Consider the following 16,014-nt stretch of genomic DNA (forward strand, 5'->3'; position numbering starts at 1 on the left):
TTTTTTAACGGCTGTCTTGCCTTACGGGGTTCTTCAAACTTATTTCACGATTTTACCTCTACAACTTTTCAAACTTATGTAGGATTACTTAACCCCACCTAACAAATTGAATAAACTTTTGCATCAAAAAAAGCTTAATCAAATTCGATTAAGCTTTATATTTTTACAACTTTCTATTTAGTTATGAGCTTATGGGAGTGCCCCAGCTTGCTGAAGTCTTATGAGGCTATAACTTTTGCCAATAAGCTGCAAGCTAATAAGGCAGTAAGCAAAAAGGCTGGAGGCGTTAAAAATTTTCAATGTTTGAACGTCAGTGAGTTTTTGAAAATTTAGCCGGAAGCCTTTTTGCGTATTAATGGATCGGGCCCCTGCCAGGGCGATGGGGTCTGGGGGGAGGTTTAAGGAGGGGGTCATACCATCCGGCACACAGGGGGCCCGCCGCCCCCTGCGTGCCCGAATGGGTATGGCTCCCCCTCCTTAGAAAGTAATGTAAAAGCTTTAGCTTTTAAATACATTTTTAAAAAGAAAAGTATTTATTATCGATTCTAAAAGCGAAGCTTTTACTCCCCTTAGCTTACTGAAATCCTCTTCTTATGCATATAATAAACTCCAGCGAATAAGACTATTGTTTCTAAAAGAATTGGGACTAGTATTCCTATTCCAATTCCCCTCTTAAATACATCTCCATTGTTTAATAAGAGCTCAACATTTGTAAACAAGTCAAATTTATCTAAGATGAAGATTATTATTCCTTCGACTAATCCTAGTACTATATATACAAGGACTGGTCCACCTAATCCATATCTTCTAAGTTTTTTGCCACCACCAAGGGTCACTGAAAAGATTATGCTAATTATGTTGTTGAATAAAGCAATTAGAACCCAAGCAACACCTATTAATAAGTTTCTTACTCCAACTTCATTAATTACCTTACTTATATCTGCCCAAGTTATATGTTGTACTCCTCCATCAACAGAAGGTGCAGCCATAAATAGGAAACAAATTAATGCCACATAAAGTGAATAGATAATAAGCATTATAAGGTAATATAAAAATCTTGAAAAAGTTTTTGCTGATGGACTAATTGGAGTTGACTCATAAAATAGGGCGCTGTCGCCAAAGAACATATTGTAATCCCCAACTATTACTGATATAGATGCTGCAAAGTAGCCAAACATTAGCGCCACCATTCCTATACCAACTGCACCACCACCAATTTCATTATTAACGTTTGAAAATAGCACTCCAAATAGAATTAGGACAGCTGGTAAAACTGGTATAAACCAATTATTTCTAAAGTGATTTCTTATTTGATGTCCAAGTAATTTTCCCATTAAAATACCTCCGTAAAGTAGTCTTCTATACTCATATTTTCTTCACTTCTTATTTCATCTACTGTCTTGTTAAGACTGATCTTACCTTCTGAAAGGAAGAGGACCCTGTCAAGAAGTGGCTCGATTTGATTTATTAAATGAGTTGATAAAATAATTAGAGAGTCTTCTTCAAAATTATTTAAAATAGTTTGGATGATTGCCTTTCTCGCTGAAGGATCAACTCCAGAAATTGGTTCGTCCAAGAGAAAGATCTCTGCCTTTCTTGAAAGACTCAAGGCAATTTGCATTTTTTCTCTCATACCCTTACTCATTTCTTTGACCTTGGCTCCTTGTGGAAGTTTAAATTCTTCATAAATTCTGTAAAACTTTTCTTCGTCAAAGTCCTTGAAGAATTTTTTGTAAGTCCTAACAACTTCCTTTACAGAAAGTTTGTCACTAAGAGCAAACTTGTCTGGTTGATAGGAAAGAATTTCTGCCGTCTTGTAAGAAATTTCTTCTCCGTCGATTACCACACTTCCCTTGTAAGTTTTTTCTAGTCCTGCAAGGATCCTAAGTAGGGTTGACTTACCTGCACCGTTGGGTCCAACTAGTCCAACAATTTGTCCCTTATCAAGTTCAAGGTTTAGGTCGTCAAGGACCTTATTCTTGTAGCCCATATTTAAATTTTTTATCTCTAGCTTGCTCATACTTCCCTCCAATATTTGTCTAATAGTACCAGTGATTTTTCCTTTGTCATCTTGAGTTCTCCTGCAACTCCAATTAAGTCGTCGCAGGACCTATAAAAGGCACCCTTTGCCATTTCTTCTATTAGTGCTTCATCATCTGTTATAAATCTGCCGCTAGTCCTGTTCGACTTGGCAAGGCCCTCTCTCTCAAGTTCCTGCAAGGTCCTTTGTACTGTGTTGGGGTTGACCCCATAGGCTTGGGCAAGATTTCTTACAGTTTCCATCTTCTCTCCACTCTTCCACTCTCCACTTGAAATTTTTAATTTAAAATCTTCAAGGAGTTGGATGTAGATTGGTCTGTTGTTATCAAATTCCATATTTACCTCCTCCTGGGATTGGCTTCTTAATTTTTAATCGACCTATCCCTTTTATATTAAGTAAAAATTTTGATTTCATATTTAAATCTAAAGTCTTGTGTCTTATTTAGAATTTTTAAAGTAAAGACAAAAGCTTTGATTTTTTTGTACTGTTGTATCAACTCCTTAATACAATAGTTATTATATACAAGCTTTTTTATTTTTGCAAGACCTTTTTATAAAAGTTTTTTAAATCTTTAAAAATTTTTATATTGGGTATTACTTCTTTTATCTTCTTCCTTAAATATTTTTATGGGAATATTTTTTGTTTACTCAAAGGATACCTTGTATCCAACAGCTTTCTTTACTTTAAATTTTAATAGTCTTATCATAAAAAGCTCAGGGAAGAATTATAAGGAGGTACTATATGAATGAATTATTAATTATATTTTTGATAATGGTCTTGGGTTACGCCCTTGGTCATGTTAACTTTTTTGGTCTAAAGTTTGGTGCATCGGCGATTTTAATTGTTGCCCTCTTCTTTGGTCACTTTGGCTTTACAGTTCCAAAGTTCTTAGCACAAATTGGTCTTGTGCTTTTCCTTACACCTATTGGCCTCATGGCTGGTCCAAGCTTTATGGCAAACATTAGGAAGAATGGTCTTTCCTTCTTGGCAATTTCTTTTATAACAGTTGCCATTGGAGGAGTTTTGATTGTATTAGTAGCTAAGTTTTTTGACATTGACCTCGCCCTATCCATGGGACTTGCTACTGGTGCAATGACTTCGACATCAATGCTTGGAACTGTAAAGAGTCTTACGACTTCAAACTTGCCTGGCGTTGGCTACGGCATCGCCTATGCCTTTGGTGTTGTTGGAGTTGTTCTTATTGTTCAACTTATGCCAAGAATATTAAAGATTGATGTTGAAGAAGAAAATAAAAAATTAGTTTTGCCAAAAGATAATCCTCATCTTGGAGAAAAAGACCTTGGTAAATTAATTGACTTTGAAAAGAATGGACTTTTTTCAATAGCCCTAGCTTCCACACTTGGAATCCTTCTTGGGTCTATAAAAATTCCTATAGGAAATGTTAGTCTTTCACTTGGCGCTGGCGGTGGCTCTCTAATAGCTGGACTTGTCCTTGGTCACTATGGAAGACTTGGCAGGATTAACTTAGTGGTTTCTAACGACAGACTTGCCCTTGTTCGTGACCTTGGCCTTGCCTTCTTCTTACTAGAATCAGGAGTAAGTGCTGGATCAGGTTTCGTTGAAGTTATAAGTCAGTATGGAATAAAATTATTTTTCGCAGGAGTTATCCTAACCCTTGTGCCTGCTTTAATTTCACTTTTTATTTCCTACAAGATCTTCAAGCTTCCACTCTTTGCAGCTCTTGGTGCTACAACTGGATCAATGACCTCTGCCCCATCTCTTGGAGCCCTACTCCAAGTTACTAATGGCGACGACAAGGTTTCATCCTTCTATGCAGCTACACAACCAACTGCCACTGTGATGATGGTTTTCTTGCCACAAATAATTAATATTTTCCTTCCAATGAGTTAAGAGTAAGAGATCTATAAAAATTTTTAAAAAATTAGGATGCCCTTGAGGCATCCACTTTTATTTTTCAAGTCATACAAAAAACCCAAGCTGAATTTATTTTCAACTTGGGTCTTTTTATTTGTTTTCTTTGTTTTCTTTGTTTTCTTTATTCTCTTTGTTTTTCTTATTCTTTTTATTCTTTACCTTCTTAAGCCTAAAGAAGTCTTCTCTTTCCTTTTCTGCCAAGATGTCTTCAATCTCCCTAATGATGTGCTTGTACTTAGGAATTTGAATCTTGTCAAGGGCGTTTGCCCTCTTAGCAGTCTTCTTGATTTCATTGGCAAGCCTAAAGACAGAAGTTTCTATCTCTGCAAGCTCATAGATAACAGGAAGGATTTCTGCAATATTTATCCTTGCCCTGTCAAAGGCTGCGTTGGATTGGTGAAGGGAATAGTCTGCCCTAGCACTTGGCTTTTCATATTTTATTTTTGGAAGCTCAAGCCCCATGACTGAACGAGAAATAATTTCATAGTCCCTTTCAAAGGGAGCTGACTCTCCCATGTCCTTGAGGGACAGTGCCCCCATGGATATAGTTGCCATTACAAGTTCAGAGTAAGACTTTTCAAACTTTTCTTCAATCTCATCTTGTAAGACCTTGGCATTTTTATTTAAGTCCATCATTTCCTTAATAAGGACTGTCCTCTTCTTGTCAAGAAGGTCATAACCCTTCTCAGCAAGAACAAGGGCGTTCTTTGATGCAATTAAATTTGCCTTAGTAGGAGTTACCTTAATCGCCATTATTATCACCTAGATATTTTTCTTTTAACTTAGGATCAATTCTATCAATCATTTGAGCTGGAAGAATCTTTAATAGTTCCCAACCTAAATCTAGGGTTTCTTGAATATCTCTATTTTCATTTTGATCTTGACTTAAAAATCTCTTTTCAAACTCGTCGCCAAATTTTAAAATTAATTTTTCGTCATCAGATATATCATCTTCACCAATAATTTGAGCAAGGGCTCTAGTTTCTTGCACCTTTGAATAAGATGCAAAAAGTTGTGAAGATAGGTCTGGATGGTCTTCCCTTGTGTAGCCTTCACCAATGCCGTCCTTCATAAGTCTTGATAGGGATGGAAGGACATCAATTGGTGGATAAACTCCCTTGGAGAAGAGGTCACGGCTTACTACAATTTGACCTTCAGTGATGTAACCTGTAAGGTCAGGGATTGGGTGAGTTATATCATCGTTAGGCATTGTTAGGATTGGGATAAGAGTTACTGATCCCTCGCTGTCCTTAATCATACCTGCTCTTTCATAAAGTGCTGCCAAGTCAGAATAAAGGTGACCTGGGTAGCCCTTTCTTGATGGAACTTCTTCTCTTGAAGATGATACTTCTCTTAGGGCTTCTGCGTAGGAAGTTATGTCTGTCATTATTACAAGAACTTGCATATTCTTTTCAAAGGCAAGATATTCTGCAGCAGTTAGGGCACACTTAGGTGCAATAAGTCTTTCCATAATTGGATCATCGGCATAGTTGATATACATTACAACCTTGTCGATAACGCCAGAGTTTTTAAAACTTTCTCTGAAGAAGTCGGCTTCGTCATGCTTTACACCAATTGCTGCAAAGACAATGGCAAAGTTATCCTTTCCGCCTTCATCTGCAATCTTAGCTTGTCTTACAATTTGAGCAGCAACTTCGTTGTGAGGAAGTCCTGATCCAGAAAAGATTGGAAGTTTTTGTCCCCTAATTAGGGTCATAAGTCCATCAATGGAAGAGATACCTGTTTGGATAAAGTTTCTTGGGTACTCTCTTGCTGATGGGTTAATTGGTCTACCATTTATGTTGTAAACATCCTTGGAATAAATGGCACCGCCCTTGTCAATAGGGACTGCTGTACCATTAAACACTCTTCCCAAGATATCTGATGAAAGAGGTATTTCAAAAGGATGGGCAGAAAATTCTACCTTTGTATTTTTTGTTGATACACCAAGGTTGTTGCCAAATACTTGGACAATTGCCCTGTCTTCATCTATTTTTATAACTTGACCAATTTCAGATCTCTTGCCGTCTTTTGAAATAATTTTTACAACTTCACCGTAGCTAACTCTGTGAAGATTTGAAAGTTCTAGTAGGGATCCTTCAATTCTATCAAGTGTTAAATATTCTTTTTTCATTCTACATCACCATAAGTTGAGGCAAGCTCTCCATAGAAGTCGTTAATTTCATTGTTCAAGCTTACAAATTTCTTTAAGTTTTCGTTTTCTATATCGTACTTCATGTTGATTACTTTTCCATAAAGTTTGTCGTTCTTGATTACAGAAATAGGAATCTTTAGCTTTAGGGCTTCCTTTCCCTTTTCATATAAGTTGTCTATTGTCTTTAACATTTCAAATTGCTTTTCAAGTGGCACAAAGGTGTCAATTGGGTTAAAGGCATTTTGTTGTAGGAATCCAACCTTAACAACACGACAAATTTCTAGGACAAGTCTTTCTTCGTCAGGAAGAACATCTTCACCAACAAGCATTACAATTTCATTTAACTTGGCTTCCTTGTGAAGGAGGTCAAGGTATTTGATTCTTAAATCAGGTAAGTCACCATCGAGTCTCATATCGTAATAGTTTTTAAGAAGTGGAATGTAACCTGAGTAAGAGTTCATCCAGTTAATAGCTGGATAGTGTCTTGAGTAGGCTAGTTCCTTATCAAGTGCCAAGAATACATTTACGAATCTCTTAGTGTTTTCTGTAACTGGTTCAGAGAAGTCACCACCTGCTGGTGAAACTGCCCCAATAAGAGTTACTGATCCTTCAGTTCCTGATAGGGTGTTTACATAGCCGGCTCTTTCATAGAAGCCTGCAATTCTTGATGGAAGATAAGCAGGGTAACCTTCTTCTGCTGGCATTTCTTCAAGACGACCAGAGATTTCACGAAGGGCTTCTGCCCAACGAGAAGTAGAGTCACCCATTAGGGCAACGTGATAACCCATATCTCTAAAGTATTCTGCCATAGTAACACCAGTATAAATAGATGCTTCACGAGCAGCTACTGGCATATTTGATGTGTTGGCAATAAGGATTGTCCTGTCCATAAGAGCCTTGCCAGTGTTAGGGTCAATTAGCTTTGGAAAGTCTTCCAAAACTTCTGTCATTTCATTACCACGTTCACCACAACCGATGTAGATAATGATATCGGCATCACAATACTTTGCAATTTGGTGTTGAGTCATTGTCTTGCCAGTACCAAATCCTCCTGGAACTGCAGTAGTTCCTCCCTTGGCTATTGGGAAGAAGACGTCGAAGACCCTTTGACCTGTTACAAGTAACTTGTCAATTGGAAGTCTTTCCTTAACTGGTCTTGGAATTCTTACTGGCCAGTTTTGATACATTTTTACTTCATTAATCTTTCCAAATTCGTCCTTAACTTTTAAAAGAACTGTTTCAATATTGTACTTTCCATCTTCAAGAATTTCTACAACTTCACCAGATACTTCTGGTGGAATCATAACCTTGTGAGTTATGATGTCAGTTTCAGGAACTTCTGCAAAGATTTGTCCTCCATGAACCTTATCGTGAAGTTTTACCTTGAAAGTTACATCCCAAAGTTTTTCTTCATCAAGGGAAATAAGTCCAATACCTTCTGGCATAAAGGATCCATGTTTCTCTTTAATAACTTCAAGAGGTCTCTCAATACCATCAAATATACCTCTTATCATACCAGGTCCAAGCTTGACAGAAAGTGGTGCACCAGTAGAAATAATATCTTCATCACGTTTTAGACCTTCAGTTTCTTCATAAACTTGAACTGTTCCAAGGTCTCCATCAATAGAAATAACTTCGCCAATTAATTTTTTTTCACCAACTAGGACCATTTCTCTAATCTTGTAGTCAGCCATGTTCCTACCAATTACAACAGGTCCATCAACTGATTTAATTGTTGCTCTTTCCAATGACTTCACCCCTTTCCTTTAGTCTTTCGTGTAGCATTGATCCTATTTCATATTTCATATCATCAAGTTTATTCTTTAGAGAAAGGTTGATGTTGTAAGTTCGATTGATGTCAGACACAATGAAGCCACCTATGTGGTATTCATATAGTTGATCTAATTTTAGTACAATCCCCTTTTCCTCTGCTATTTCTTTAAACTTGTCTACTAATTCTTTTTTCTCATCGTCCTTAACATAAAGGTAGATGGCCTTTTCATCTATTTCATCTAAAATATCTCTAAAGCATTTAGCTTCTCTTTCTACATATTCATCTGTCTTTGTAAATTCTAAGAGTTTTTCTGAAAGAGTTTCGAGGAGTTCATTTAAAAGTTTTTCATCTTCTTCAAGAAAGAGAACCCTTTTTCGCTCTTCAACAGAGGCAATAAGTTCATAGCCCCTTCTCTTAGCTAGGCTAACTCTCCTATCCACATAGGCCTTTTCATCTTCTTCAAGAGATGTTTTCTTATCTTCAAGAATCTTAGCTGCCTTATCTTTTTCTTCCTTAATTCTCTTTTCACACTCTTCTTTTTGCTTTAGAAAAACAATTTTGTTGAATATGGCAATTTTGTTTTCAAGTAAAATCATTTAATCACCTACAGCTTTCACACCAACAGATTCTCTGACATATTTTAAAATAAAGTCATCTTCCATCTTGCCGTCAAGGTCTGGGATAGTTACCACTAGGGGAAGATCACCAGATAATTTAAAGTCTAGGACTTCCTCTTTTATTTCCTTAAAGGAAGAATAAGTTAGAATAATTATTCCAATACCCTCTTCTTTTGTGTAAGATTTAAAATTTTTTAAAAGTTCAGATCTGTTATTACATTTAACAGACCTTACACCAGCTAGGCGAAGGCCGTTAATAATATCGTCATTTGATGTTAAAAGAATTGATCTCATTATAGTCTTCCAAGAATCATAATTGAAATGATAAGACCATAAATAGCGATACCTTCTGCAAGTCCTAGATAAATCATTGATTTACCAAGAATGTTAGGGTCTTCTGATACAGCTCCAATTGCTGCAGATCCTACATTAGAAACGGCAACACCAGCACCTAGTGAAGCAAGACCAGTTGAAAGACCTGCTGCTAAGAAACCAAGTCCGTTACCACCTGTTGGAGCAGCTGCAGCTGATGCCATTTGTGGAACTAGAGATATAAGACCAAATGCGAAAACTGGTGCGAAAACAAAGAGATTTAATTTCATAAAAGCACGAGCAAACTTTCTGTTCTTGTCTGTTCCCTTATATATAAAATAAAAACCTGTTACTACCATTGAAAATACTGTTAAAACTCCTAAAATAATAATCTTTTCCATCATTAAACTCCTTATTAATAAATTTTATCGGCTTTAAATAGTACGCCGTCACCACTATAATACTTACTAAACATTTCATAATACTCAAGTCTAAGAGATTGAATAAATACAATAAGACCTTCTAGGGCAAGAATTAAGATATTGCCAAAAATTAAGACTGCAATATTTCCTCCCCTTGATCCAAGCATTTCCCCAAGAGTTTTAAATGCCAAGAATAAACCAACGTGGTTAATAGCAAAGGCCCCAACCCTTATAAAAGAAATAATTGAACTCATAGTAGAAAGAAGGGCTTCCAAGAGTCCAAAGGAGGACTCAATGTAATAATCTGCAGCAGATTCCTCTGGCTCTTTCTTAAATAAAACTTTAAGAATAGGTCTCTTTAATAGCATGATAACAAGTGATCCAAACAAGATTCCCATAGAAATATTCTTAGGAATAGGAGATGAACCTCCCATAACGGAAATACCAATGTTAATCATAGCTATAAAAATTAGAACTCCCAAGAATCCTTCCTTTGCGAAGAAGGCTTCATCAGGTCTGCCACTTTTTAATCTATTGTAAATACCAATGCCATAGGCTATGGCAAGTAAAATAATGCCGAAGTAAATAGCAGTTACAAGTGTGCCATTGATGTCTTCAAAGGGCCTAAACCAAAATGCAGGAATAATTTCTTCTATGCCAAAGACTGACCCGTACATTATGCCAAAGAACATTGAGGATACTCCCATTCTCAAGAGGAGACCGCCAAAGTCCTTGTTCTTCTTAGCTAACATTAGTCCAGCAACCGCAAATACCGCCCCTTGACCTAAGTCGCCAAACATTGCACCAAAAAGAATCATGTAGGTAATTCCAAAAATCACTGTTGGATCAAACTCACCATAACTAGGAGTGCCATACATGTTAATTAATAGTTCAAAGGGCTTGAAAAAATTTGCATTTTTAAGCTTTGTAGGTGTCTTTTTGTTTCCCTTCTTAGGGTCAAAATATTCAATATCAATATCCTTGTAATGGGAGAGCTTTTCTTCTAATTTTTTTGTATCACTAGCTCCAATCCATCCTGAAAGATAAAAATACTTATTTGACTTAAGCATATATTTCTTTGCTTTTTCAATTTCTTCATAGGAAAGCATGTGGGCAAGACTTGTCCTTAGCTCTTCATCCATTGATTCCAAAAGATTTTTCTTATATTCTTCAATTTCGAAAATCTTTCTCTTTATATTTTCTTCCTCTTCTTCAAGGTTCTTAAAAATTAAACCTGCTGTACCTTCTATATTTTCGCCAAGAAGGTCAACTTCTGTAAAGTTTAAACTATTTAAAACCCTATCAATATCCTTTTCTGTTTCCTTTGGATAGATAACAAGGAAAAGTTCCCTATTGTCCACTGTACCTGTGTGATAAATCATAGCAAGGATATTTCCATAATTTTTCTTTAACCTAAGTCTTGCATCCTTATCCAAAAAACCAAACCTAGTGTTAAAGTATTTTAGATCAGCAATATCCTTTAGGTCTATATCAACGTTTTTAAAAAGTTCATAATTTTCCTTTAGGGTATCTAAAATCTTCAGACTTTCCTTTGTGTTTTCATATTCATCCATCTTTTCGCTAATATTTTTGACAAAGGAATCCACATCTTCATTCATATCTATTCTTTCGAAGTACTTGCCTTCAATCTTGTCAATGCCCAAAAACTTCATTATTTCTTCGGCTTTTTTTGCACTGACCTTGTGAGACTCATCTTCTTCAATAGGTTCAATATAATTAAGCTCAAGATTTCTTTCTAGGTTCTTATCTAGATTTTTTTCATCATCTAGGCTGAAAACAAACTTGTTTTCGGCAATGTTTGTCTCAGCAGACATAAATTGCATACATTTTAAATTTAAAATATCCAAAACGATGGAATCCATATCTTGAATTTCGCCCATTATATTAGCGATCTTCATTCTTTCAACGGCCAACTTCTTCACTTTCCTTTCTATCAACGATCATGTATCTCAATTTTTCTTCTTTGCTTAAGCCAAACCTAGTAGCCTCTAAGATTCTTTCTATATTTGCAATTTCTGAATCAAGAAGAATTAGAAAACTCATGAATTTTCCAATGCCATCTGTCCTCCTAAAGTTTTTGTTCGCTATGGAGTAGAGAAGTTTTTTGGAAGTCCTACCAGTCCTTATAACCCTTCCATCAGCAAATAGAATTGAGTACTTGGAATTTTTAATTTCCTCTTCAAATTCTTCTTCCTCCAAGTAAGATAGGTGGAGGAGCTTTTCAGAATTATAATTCCCACCAAAGATTGTAAAATTGAAAATTTCTTCGGGAGAAATGTCATAATACTTTTTAGCCCTATAAATCCAAATAATATTTAATAAATCTATCTTGACCCCAAATATATTTTTGAACTCATTAAGGTCCTTCTTAGATAAAGGCTTCACAGATTCAGTTAAGTTTCTATAATAGAACTTGTCAAGGTTCATCTCAATAGAAAAGAGGGCGCCCTCATCACTTGATGACTTGTAGTTTTTCATATACTCATAATAGGAAGTGTCCTTTAAGTTATCTATAAAGGACTCAAAGCTTTCCTCCTTAAAGGGAATTGACTTTGCTCCAATAATTAACTCGTCAACTCTAGGCTCCTTATTCATCCTAAGAGACCTAAGGATTTTTACAATCTTTTCTACTTTTTCTCTTTCCATATAGGCCTTAATAAAGTCTGAATACTTACCAGGCAAGAAGGCCTTAAGTTTTTTAAGTTGACTTCTTCTATAGCCTTCTAAGAACTCTTCAATCTCATAAATATCTGAAAAGGAATCAATTGTAGGGAACTTCTTTTCTTTTAAATAGTTAAGACAAAATCTAACACTGTCTCCCTCTGCCATATTAACAAAGTCTTCGTAGACCAAAAAGTTCGAATACATTTTTAAAATCTTAGCATTTAAAGCCTTTAGACCTTCAAACATTAGAGTCCCTTCCAATCAATTTGTCTAAGACAACTTTAATTAAATCATCAGAAGTTTTTTCATAAAAAGCTTCAATTTCCTCAAGATTTTTTTGATTTTCTTTTTTTAGGTCCTCTGCCTTCTTTTCAAAATTCGATAAAATTTCATCGCTTTTTTCTTTACCAAGGAGCTTTGATTTTTCAATTGATTCATTTTCAAGATCTGTTAATTTTTCTCTCAAATCTTTTTTAATTTGTTCAATTTCTTTATCAGTATTTTCGACAAATTCTCTAGTTTTTTTATCTATTGCCAAAATACTATCTATGCTTTCTTTCAAAAATATCACCACTCTTTTTATTTCCTTACGTGACTTTCATTATATTACTTTATATTTCTATTTCAAGCGATTTACACCAGTTTTAAAAATTTCACATTATTTTCACATTTCGCATTATGAATTAAAATTTCACATATAAAAATTCTTTTTATAAGTTTTTTCTAATACTACTTTTGTTAAAGTTTTTATAATAAAATGATTTTTTTCTTTTATTTTTTATAGTTATTAGTAACTAATTGAAACCATTTCATATTAGATAATTTTTTACATTTTTGAAAATATTAATTACTAAAATCCTTGATTACTTCTTTCGTATCCCTTTTATATTTTTATTTGAGTTAAGGTAAATAATTTAAAATCCCTTGTACTAAAAAAGGAACATCCCCTAGGAGACATTCCTTTAATAATTTTATTTGTGTAAGTGATCTGTTGAACATGATTCATGACAAGCGTCGCAACCACAGTCACAAGATCCCTTGCTTTTAATAACTTTTTTAACTGCAAAAGCAATTAAAATTACAACTACAGCTCCAACTATTAAGTTAGCCATATTTTCACCTTCTTAAGTTAATTAAATACCATACTCACTTTTTCTATATGTTTCATACTCTTTTTCCTTTACTTTGTCTGGTCTAAAGATAAAGTATAGGTAAACAAGTAGGATTACAATTGCAACTCCTGTTCCTAGGTTAAAGGCTTCTTTTAAAACTAGGACTCTACCAAATTGATAAATCATAAGAGCTACTGTGTATGAGAATACTATTTGATATGCAGTTGCTACTATGAAGCCCTTGTATGATCCCATTTCAGATTTAATTGCTCCCATTGCTGCGAAGCAAGGAATAGTTAATTGGTTGAAGAATACAAAGGAGAATACTGTAACAACATTAAATTGTGTGTGTAGTAATTGTACAAGTGGTGCTACATTGTCTTCTACATCTCCAAGACCTGCAACAACTCCGTAAGTTCCTACAACTACTTCCTTTGCTACTAGACCAAGGATAGTTGATACAGCAGCCATCCAGTTTCCAAATCCAAGTGGTGCAAAGATAAAGGCAAGTTTCTTTCCAATGAAGGCAAGAATTGAATCTGTTGATGCTTCATCAAAGTTTACAAAGTGACCTTCTACTGAAATATTCTTTGCGAACCAAATTAAAACTGTCATTAGAAGAATGATTGTACCAGCCTTAATAACGAAGGCCTTTCCTCTAAAGTAAGTTGCTCTAAATACATTGTATGCTGAAGGTACGTGATATTCTGGAAGTTCCATTACGAAAGGTGCTGGATCTCCACGGAATAAGTTTGTTTTCTTTAACATAACACCTGACACAATTACAGCTAAGATTCCACCAAAGTACCAAATTGGTCCATACCACCATACATCACCAAAGAAAGCTGCAAAAAGTGCAATGATAGCTGTCTTTGCTCCACATGGCATAAAGGATGAAACCATAATTGTCATCTTCCTGTCATTGTCATTTTCAATAGTTCTTGTTCCCATAATAGCTGGTACTGAACAACCTGTACCAATTAAGATTGGGATAAAGGATTTACCAGATAGACCAAATCTTCTGAAGATTCTATCTAGGATAAAGGCGATTCTTGACATATATCCACAGTCTTCAAGGATTGCTATACATAGGAATAGGGCAACAATTACTGGTAAGAAACCAAGAACGGCACCAACACCACCAATAATACCATCAACTATTAGTGAAGTTAACCATTCAGCTACTCCTGCTCCTTCTAAGAAGTTTTGAACACCGCCGCCAACTATATCGCCAAAGAAGGTGTCGTTAACCCAGTCATTAACAGGTCCTCCAACAATTTTTACTGCGAACCAATAAACAACTACCATTATAGCTGCAAAAATTGGAATTGCCAAAAATCTATTTGTAACAATTTTATCAATTTTATCAGAAGGTGTTAGTCCCCTGTTATTCTTCTTAACAGACTCTTTAACAACTTCAGTTACGAATTCATATCTAGCATCTGTGATGATACCTTCTGCATCATCATCGTATTTTTCTTCAAGACTATTTCTTATTTCTTCAAGTCTATTTTTTTCTTGATTATTTAGTTTGTAGGCTTTAATAACTTTTTCGTCATCTTCGAAAAGTTTAATAGCAAGCCATCTTTTTGCACTAAGATCCTTAATTTGGCTGAAGTTTTCTATTTCTTGAAGGGCTGTTTCTATATCATCTGTAAAAGTTTTTATTTCGTTATTTTGCTTTCCAGCGATACTCTTTGCTTCATTGATTAATTCATCAATGTTTCTGTTTTTTAAGGCAGAAATTTCTACAACCTTACATTGTAAAATTTCAGATAATTTTTTAACATCAATAAAGTCCTTGTTCTTTTCTACAACATCCATCATGTTAAGAGCAGCAATAAGTGGAATACCTATTTCTCTTAATTGTGTTGCAAGATACAAGTTCCTTTCTATATTTGATGCATCAATAACATCAATTATTACATCAGGTTTTTCATTTAATAAATAATCCCTAGAAACAACTTCTTCTAATGTATAAGGTGATAGGGAATAAATTCCCGGTAAATCTGTAAAACTTACGTCTTTATCTTTTTTATACTTACCAGTCTTTTTTTCAACAGTTACCCCTGGCCAGTTACCAACATATTGATTTGAACCAGTTAAGTTGTTGAAAAGAGTGGACTTACCACTGTTGGGGTTTCCGGCAAGTGCAATAGTAATAGCCATCTTAGTCCTCCTTCTTTTCTATCTCTTCAATTGCAATTAACTCAGCATCTGCTTTTCTAATGCTAAGTTCATAATTCCTAATATTAATTTGCACAGGGTCTCCAAGTGGAGCAACTTTCCTTATGTAAATTTCTGAATTTTTTGTAATACCCATGTCCATAATCCTTCTTTTCAAAGGACCAGAACCATTGATTTTTTTAACGATGTAGTATTTTCCTACAACTGCATCTCTTAATGTAATCAATTCTTACAACTCCTCTACTAATATTTTTTTTGCAATATCTTTTCCTAATGCAACTCTGGAATCTTTAACATATACAATTAAATTACCATCGTTCTCATTAACAACTTTTATAACTGCGTCTTTGACAAAACCAAGGTTTGCCAGGTGGGACTCAGTTATATTACTATCTCCTAAAGACTTAATCCTTAAAATCTTATAATTAACATTTAAGGGTGCCATCACTAAGCTAAGCATTTAACCACTCATTTCTAATTTTAATTTTATTAAGCTTTAATCAATATTTGAGTTTGATTATCATTTGCTTAGACATTATACCATAGTTAACTGAAAATTTAAATCAATACGCTTGATTTTTTTAATATGATAAAATAATTAATATTGTTAACATCCTTAAAAAAATTTTGTTTTAAAAAAATATTCTCTCTTAATTAAGAGATAGCTCTTACTTATTTATTAAAATATACTTCCTTCTTATTAACTAAATAATAATTTCTTACTTCTTCATCAATATTCACTTTCTTCTTATTAACTAAAAATAATTTCTTACTTATTTATTAGATGAATTGCAAATAATATTGCGACACCTA

At 34.7% G+C, this 16,014-nt stretch carries 17 protein-coding genes; 1 reads left to right on the forward strand and 16 read right to left on the reverse strand.

The annotated features are described in order from the left end of the window. Positions 1 to 569: 569 nt before the first annotated feature. The 3 genes from HMPREF1864_RS05165 to HMPREF1864_RS05175 are packed head-to-tail and all read right to left on the reverse strand — an operon-like array spanning position 570 to position 2,376. Complete coding sequence (locus HMPREF1864_RS05165; RefSeq protein WP_062571773.1) at positions 570 to 1,334, reverse strand: hypothetical protein; 765 nt, start codon at positions 1,332 to 1,334, stop codon at positions 570 to 572. Then, positions 1,334 to 2,020 (reverse strand): ABC transporter ATP-binding protein, encoded by a 687-nt coding sequence (locus HMPREF1864_RS05170; RefSeq protein WP_062571774.1) that lies wholly within the window; start codon positions 2,018 to 2,020, stop codon positions 1,334 to 1,336. Before HMPREF1864_RS05170 ends, HMPREF1864_RS05165 begins: the two co-directional genes overlap by 1 nt. Next, positions 2,017 to 2,376, reverse strand: coding sequence for a GntR family transcriptional regulator (locus HMPREF1864_RS05175; RefSeq protein WP_062571775.1), 360 nt, complete (start codon positions 2,374 to 2,376; stop codon positions 2,017 to 2,019). Before HMPREF1864_RS05175 ends, HMPREF1864_RS05170 begins: the two co-directional genes overlap by 4 nt. A 406-nt stretch (positions 2,377 to 2,782) precedes the next feature. On the opposite strand from HMPREF1864_RS05175, the gene HMPREF1864_RS05180 reads away from it, so the two are divergent. Continuing rightward, positions 2,783 to 3,913, forward strand: a complete 1,131-nt coding sequence (locus tag HMPREF1864_RS05180) for an aspartate-alanine antiporter-like transporter (RefSeq protein WP_062571776.1) — start codon at positions 2,783 to 2,785, stop codon at positions 3,911 to 3,913. Positions 3,914 to 4,027: 114 nt separating this feature from the next. On the opposite strand, the gene HMPREF1864_RS05185 is transcribed toward HMPREF1864_RS05180, so the two are convergent. The 13 genes from HMPREF1864_RS05185 to HMPREF1864_RS05240 all read right to left on the reverse strand — a co-directional run bounded on the left by HMPREF1864_RS05185 (position 4,028) and on the right by HMPREF1864_RS05240 (position 15,661). Then, on the reverse strand, positions 4,028 to 4,690 hold the full coding sequence (locus HMPREF1864_RS05185) for a V-type ATP synthase subunit D (protein ID WP_062571777.1): 663 nt from the start codon (positions 4,688 to 4,690) through the stop codon (positions 4,028 to 4,030). Beyond that, positions 4,680 to 6,071: a V-type ATP synthase subunit B gene (locus HMPREF1864_RS05190; RefSeq protein ID WP_062571778.1), complete on the reverse strand. Its 1,392-nt coding sequence runs from the start codon at positions 6,069 to 6,071 to the stop codon at positions 4,680 to 4,682. Before HMPREF1864_RS05190 ends, HMPREF1864_RS05185 begins: the two co-directional genes overlap by 11 nt. After that, positions 6,068 to 7,840 (reverse strand): V-type ATP synthase subunit A, encoded by a 1,773-nt coding sequence (locus tag HMPREF1864_RS05195; protein ID WP_062571779.1) that lies wholly within the window; start codon positions 7,838 to 7,840, stop codon positions 6,068 to 6,070. Before HMPREF1864_RS05195 ends, HMPREF1864_RS05190 begins: the two co-directional genes overlap by 4 nt. Continuing rightward, positions 7,821 to 8,462, reverse strand: a complete 642-nt coding sequence (locus HMPREF1864_RS05200; protein ID WP_062571780.1) for a type III PLP-dependent enzyme domain-containing protein — start codon at positions 8,460 to 8,462, stop codon at positions 7,821 to 7,823. Before HMPREF1864_RS05200 ends, HMPREF1864_RS05195 begins: the two co-directional genes overlap by 20 nt. After that, positions 8,463 to 8,777, reverse strand: a complete 315-nt coding sequence (locus HMPREF1864_RS05205; protein ID WP_062571781.1) for a V-type ATP synthase subunit F — start codon at positions 8,775 to 8,777, stop codon at positions 8,463 to 8,465. Beyond that, the gene (locus HMPREF1864_RS05210) at positions 8,777 to 9,196 is read right to left on the reverse strand and encodes an ATP synthase subunit C (RefSeq protein ID WP_062571782.1); all 420 of its coding nucleotides are present in this window, start codon (positions 9,194 to 9,196) and stop codon (positions 8,777 to 8,779) included. The genes HMPREF1864_RS05205 and HMPREF1864_RS05210 overlap by 1 nt, the downstream gene beginning before the upstream one ends. 14 nt (positions 9,197 to 9,210) lie before the next feature. Continuing rightward, the gene (locus tag HMPREF1864_RS05215) at positions 9,211 to 11,118 is read right to left on the reverse strand and encodes a V-type ATP synthase subunit I (protein WP_082718921.1); all 1,908 of its coding nucleotides are present in this window, start codon (positions 11,116 to 11,118) and stop codon (positions 9,211 to 9,213) included. A gap of 22 nt (positions 11,119 to 11,140) precedes the next feature. Next, entirely contained in the window at positions 11,141 to 12,148 is a 1,008-nt protein-coding gene (locus HMPREF1864_RS05220) for a V-type ATPase subunit (protein WP_062571784.1), read from the reverse strand. Next, complete coding sequence (locus HMPREF1864_RS05225; protein WP_062571785.1) at positions 12,141 to 12,464, reverse strand: hypothetical protein; 324 nt, start codon at positions 12,462 to 12,464, stop codon at positions 12,141 to 12,143. The genes HMPREF1864_RS05220 and HMPREF1864_RS05225 overlap by 8 nt, the downstream gene beginning before the upstream one ends. Positions 12,465 to 12,873: 409 nt before the next feature. Next, on the reverse strand, positions 12,874 to 13,014 hold the full coding sequence (locus tag HMPREF1864_RS08390) for a FeoB-associated Cys-rich membrane protein (protein ID WP_082718920.1): 141 nt from the start codon (positions 13,012 to 13,014) through the stop codon (positions 12,874 to 12,876). 21 nt (positions 13,015 to 13,035) lie between these two features. After that, positions 13,036 to 15,183, reverse strand: a complete 2,148-nt coding sequence (gene feoB, locus HMPREF1864_RS05230) for a ferrous iron transport protein B (RefSeq protein WP_062571786.1) — start codon at positions 15,181 to 15,183, stop codon at positions 13,036 to 13,038. Position 15,184: 1 nt separating this feature from the next. Next, positions 15,185 to 15,427, reverse strand: a complete 243-nt coding sequence (locus HMPREF1864_RS05235) for a FeoA family protein (protein WP_062571787.1) — start codon at positions 15,425 to 15,427, stop codon at positions 15,185 to 15,187. Positions 15,428 to 15,430: 3 nt separating this feature from the next. Next, complete coding sequence (locus HMPREF1864_RS05240; protein WP_005953854.1) at positions 15,431 to 15,661, reverse strand: FeoA family protein; 231 nt, start codon at positions 15,659 to 15,661, stop codon at positions 15,431 to 15,433. Between the last annotated feature and the right edge of the window lie 353 nt (positions 15,662 to 16,014).

The sequence above is a fragment of the Peptoniphilus sp. DNF00840 genome (assembly GCF_001553125.1).
Classification (GTDB): domain Bacteria; phylum Bacillota; class Clostridia; order Tissierellales; family Peptoniphilaceae; genus Peptoniphilus_A; species Peptoniphilus_A vaginalis.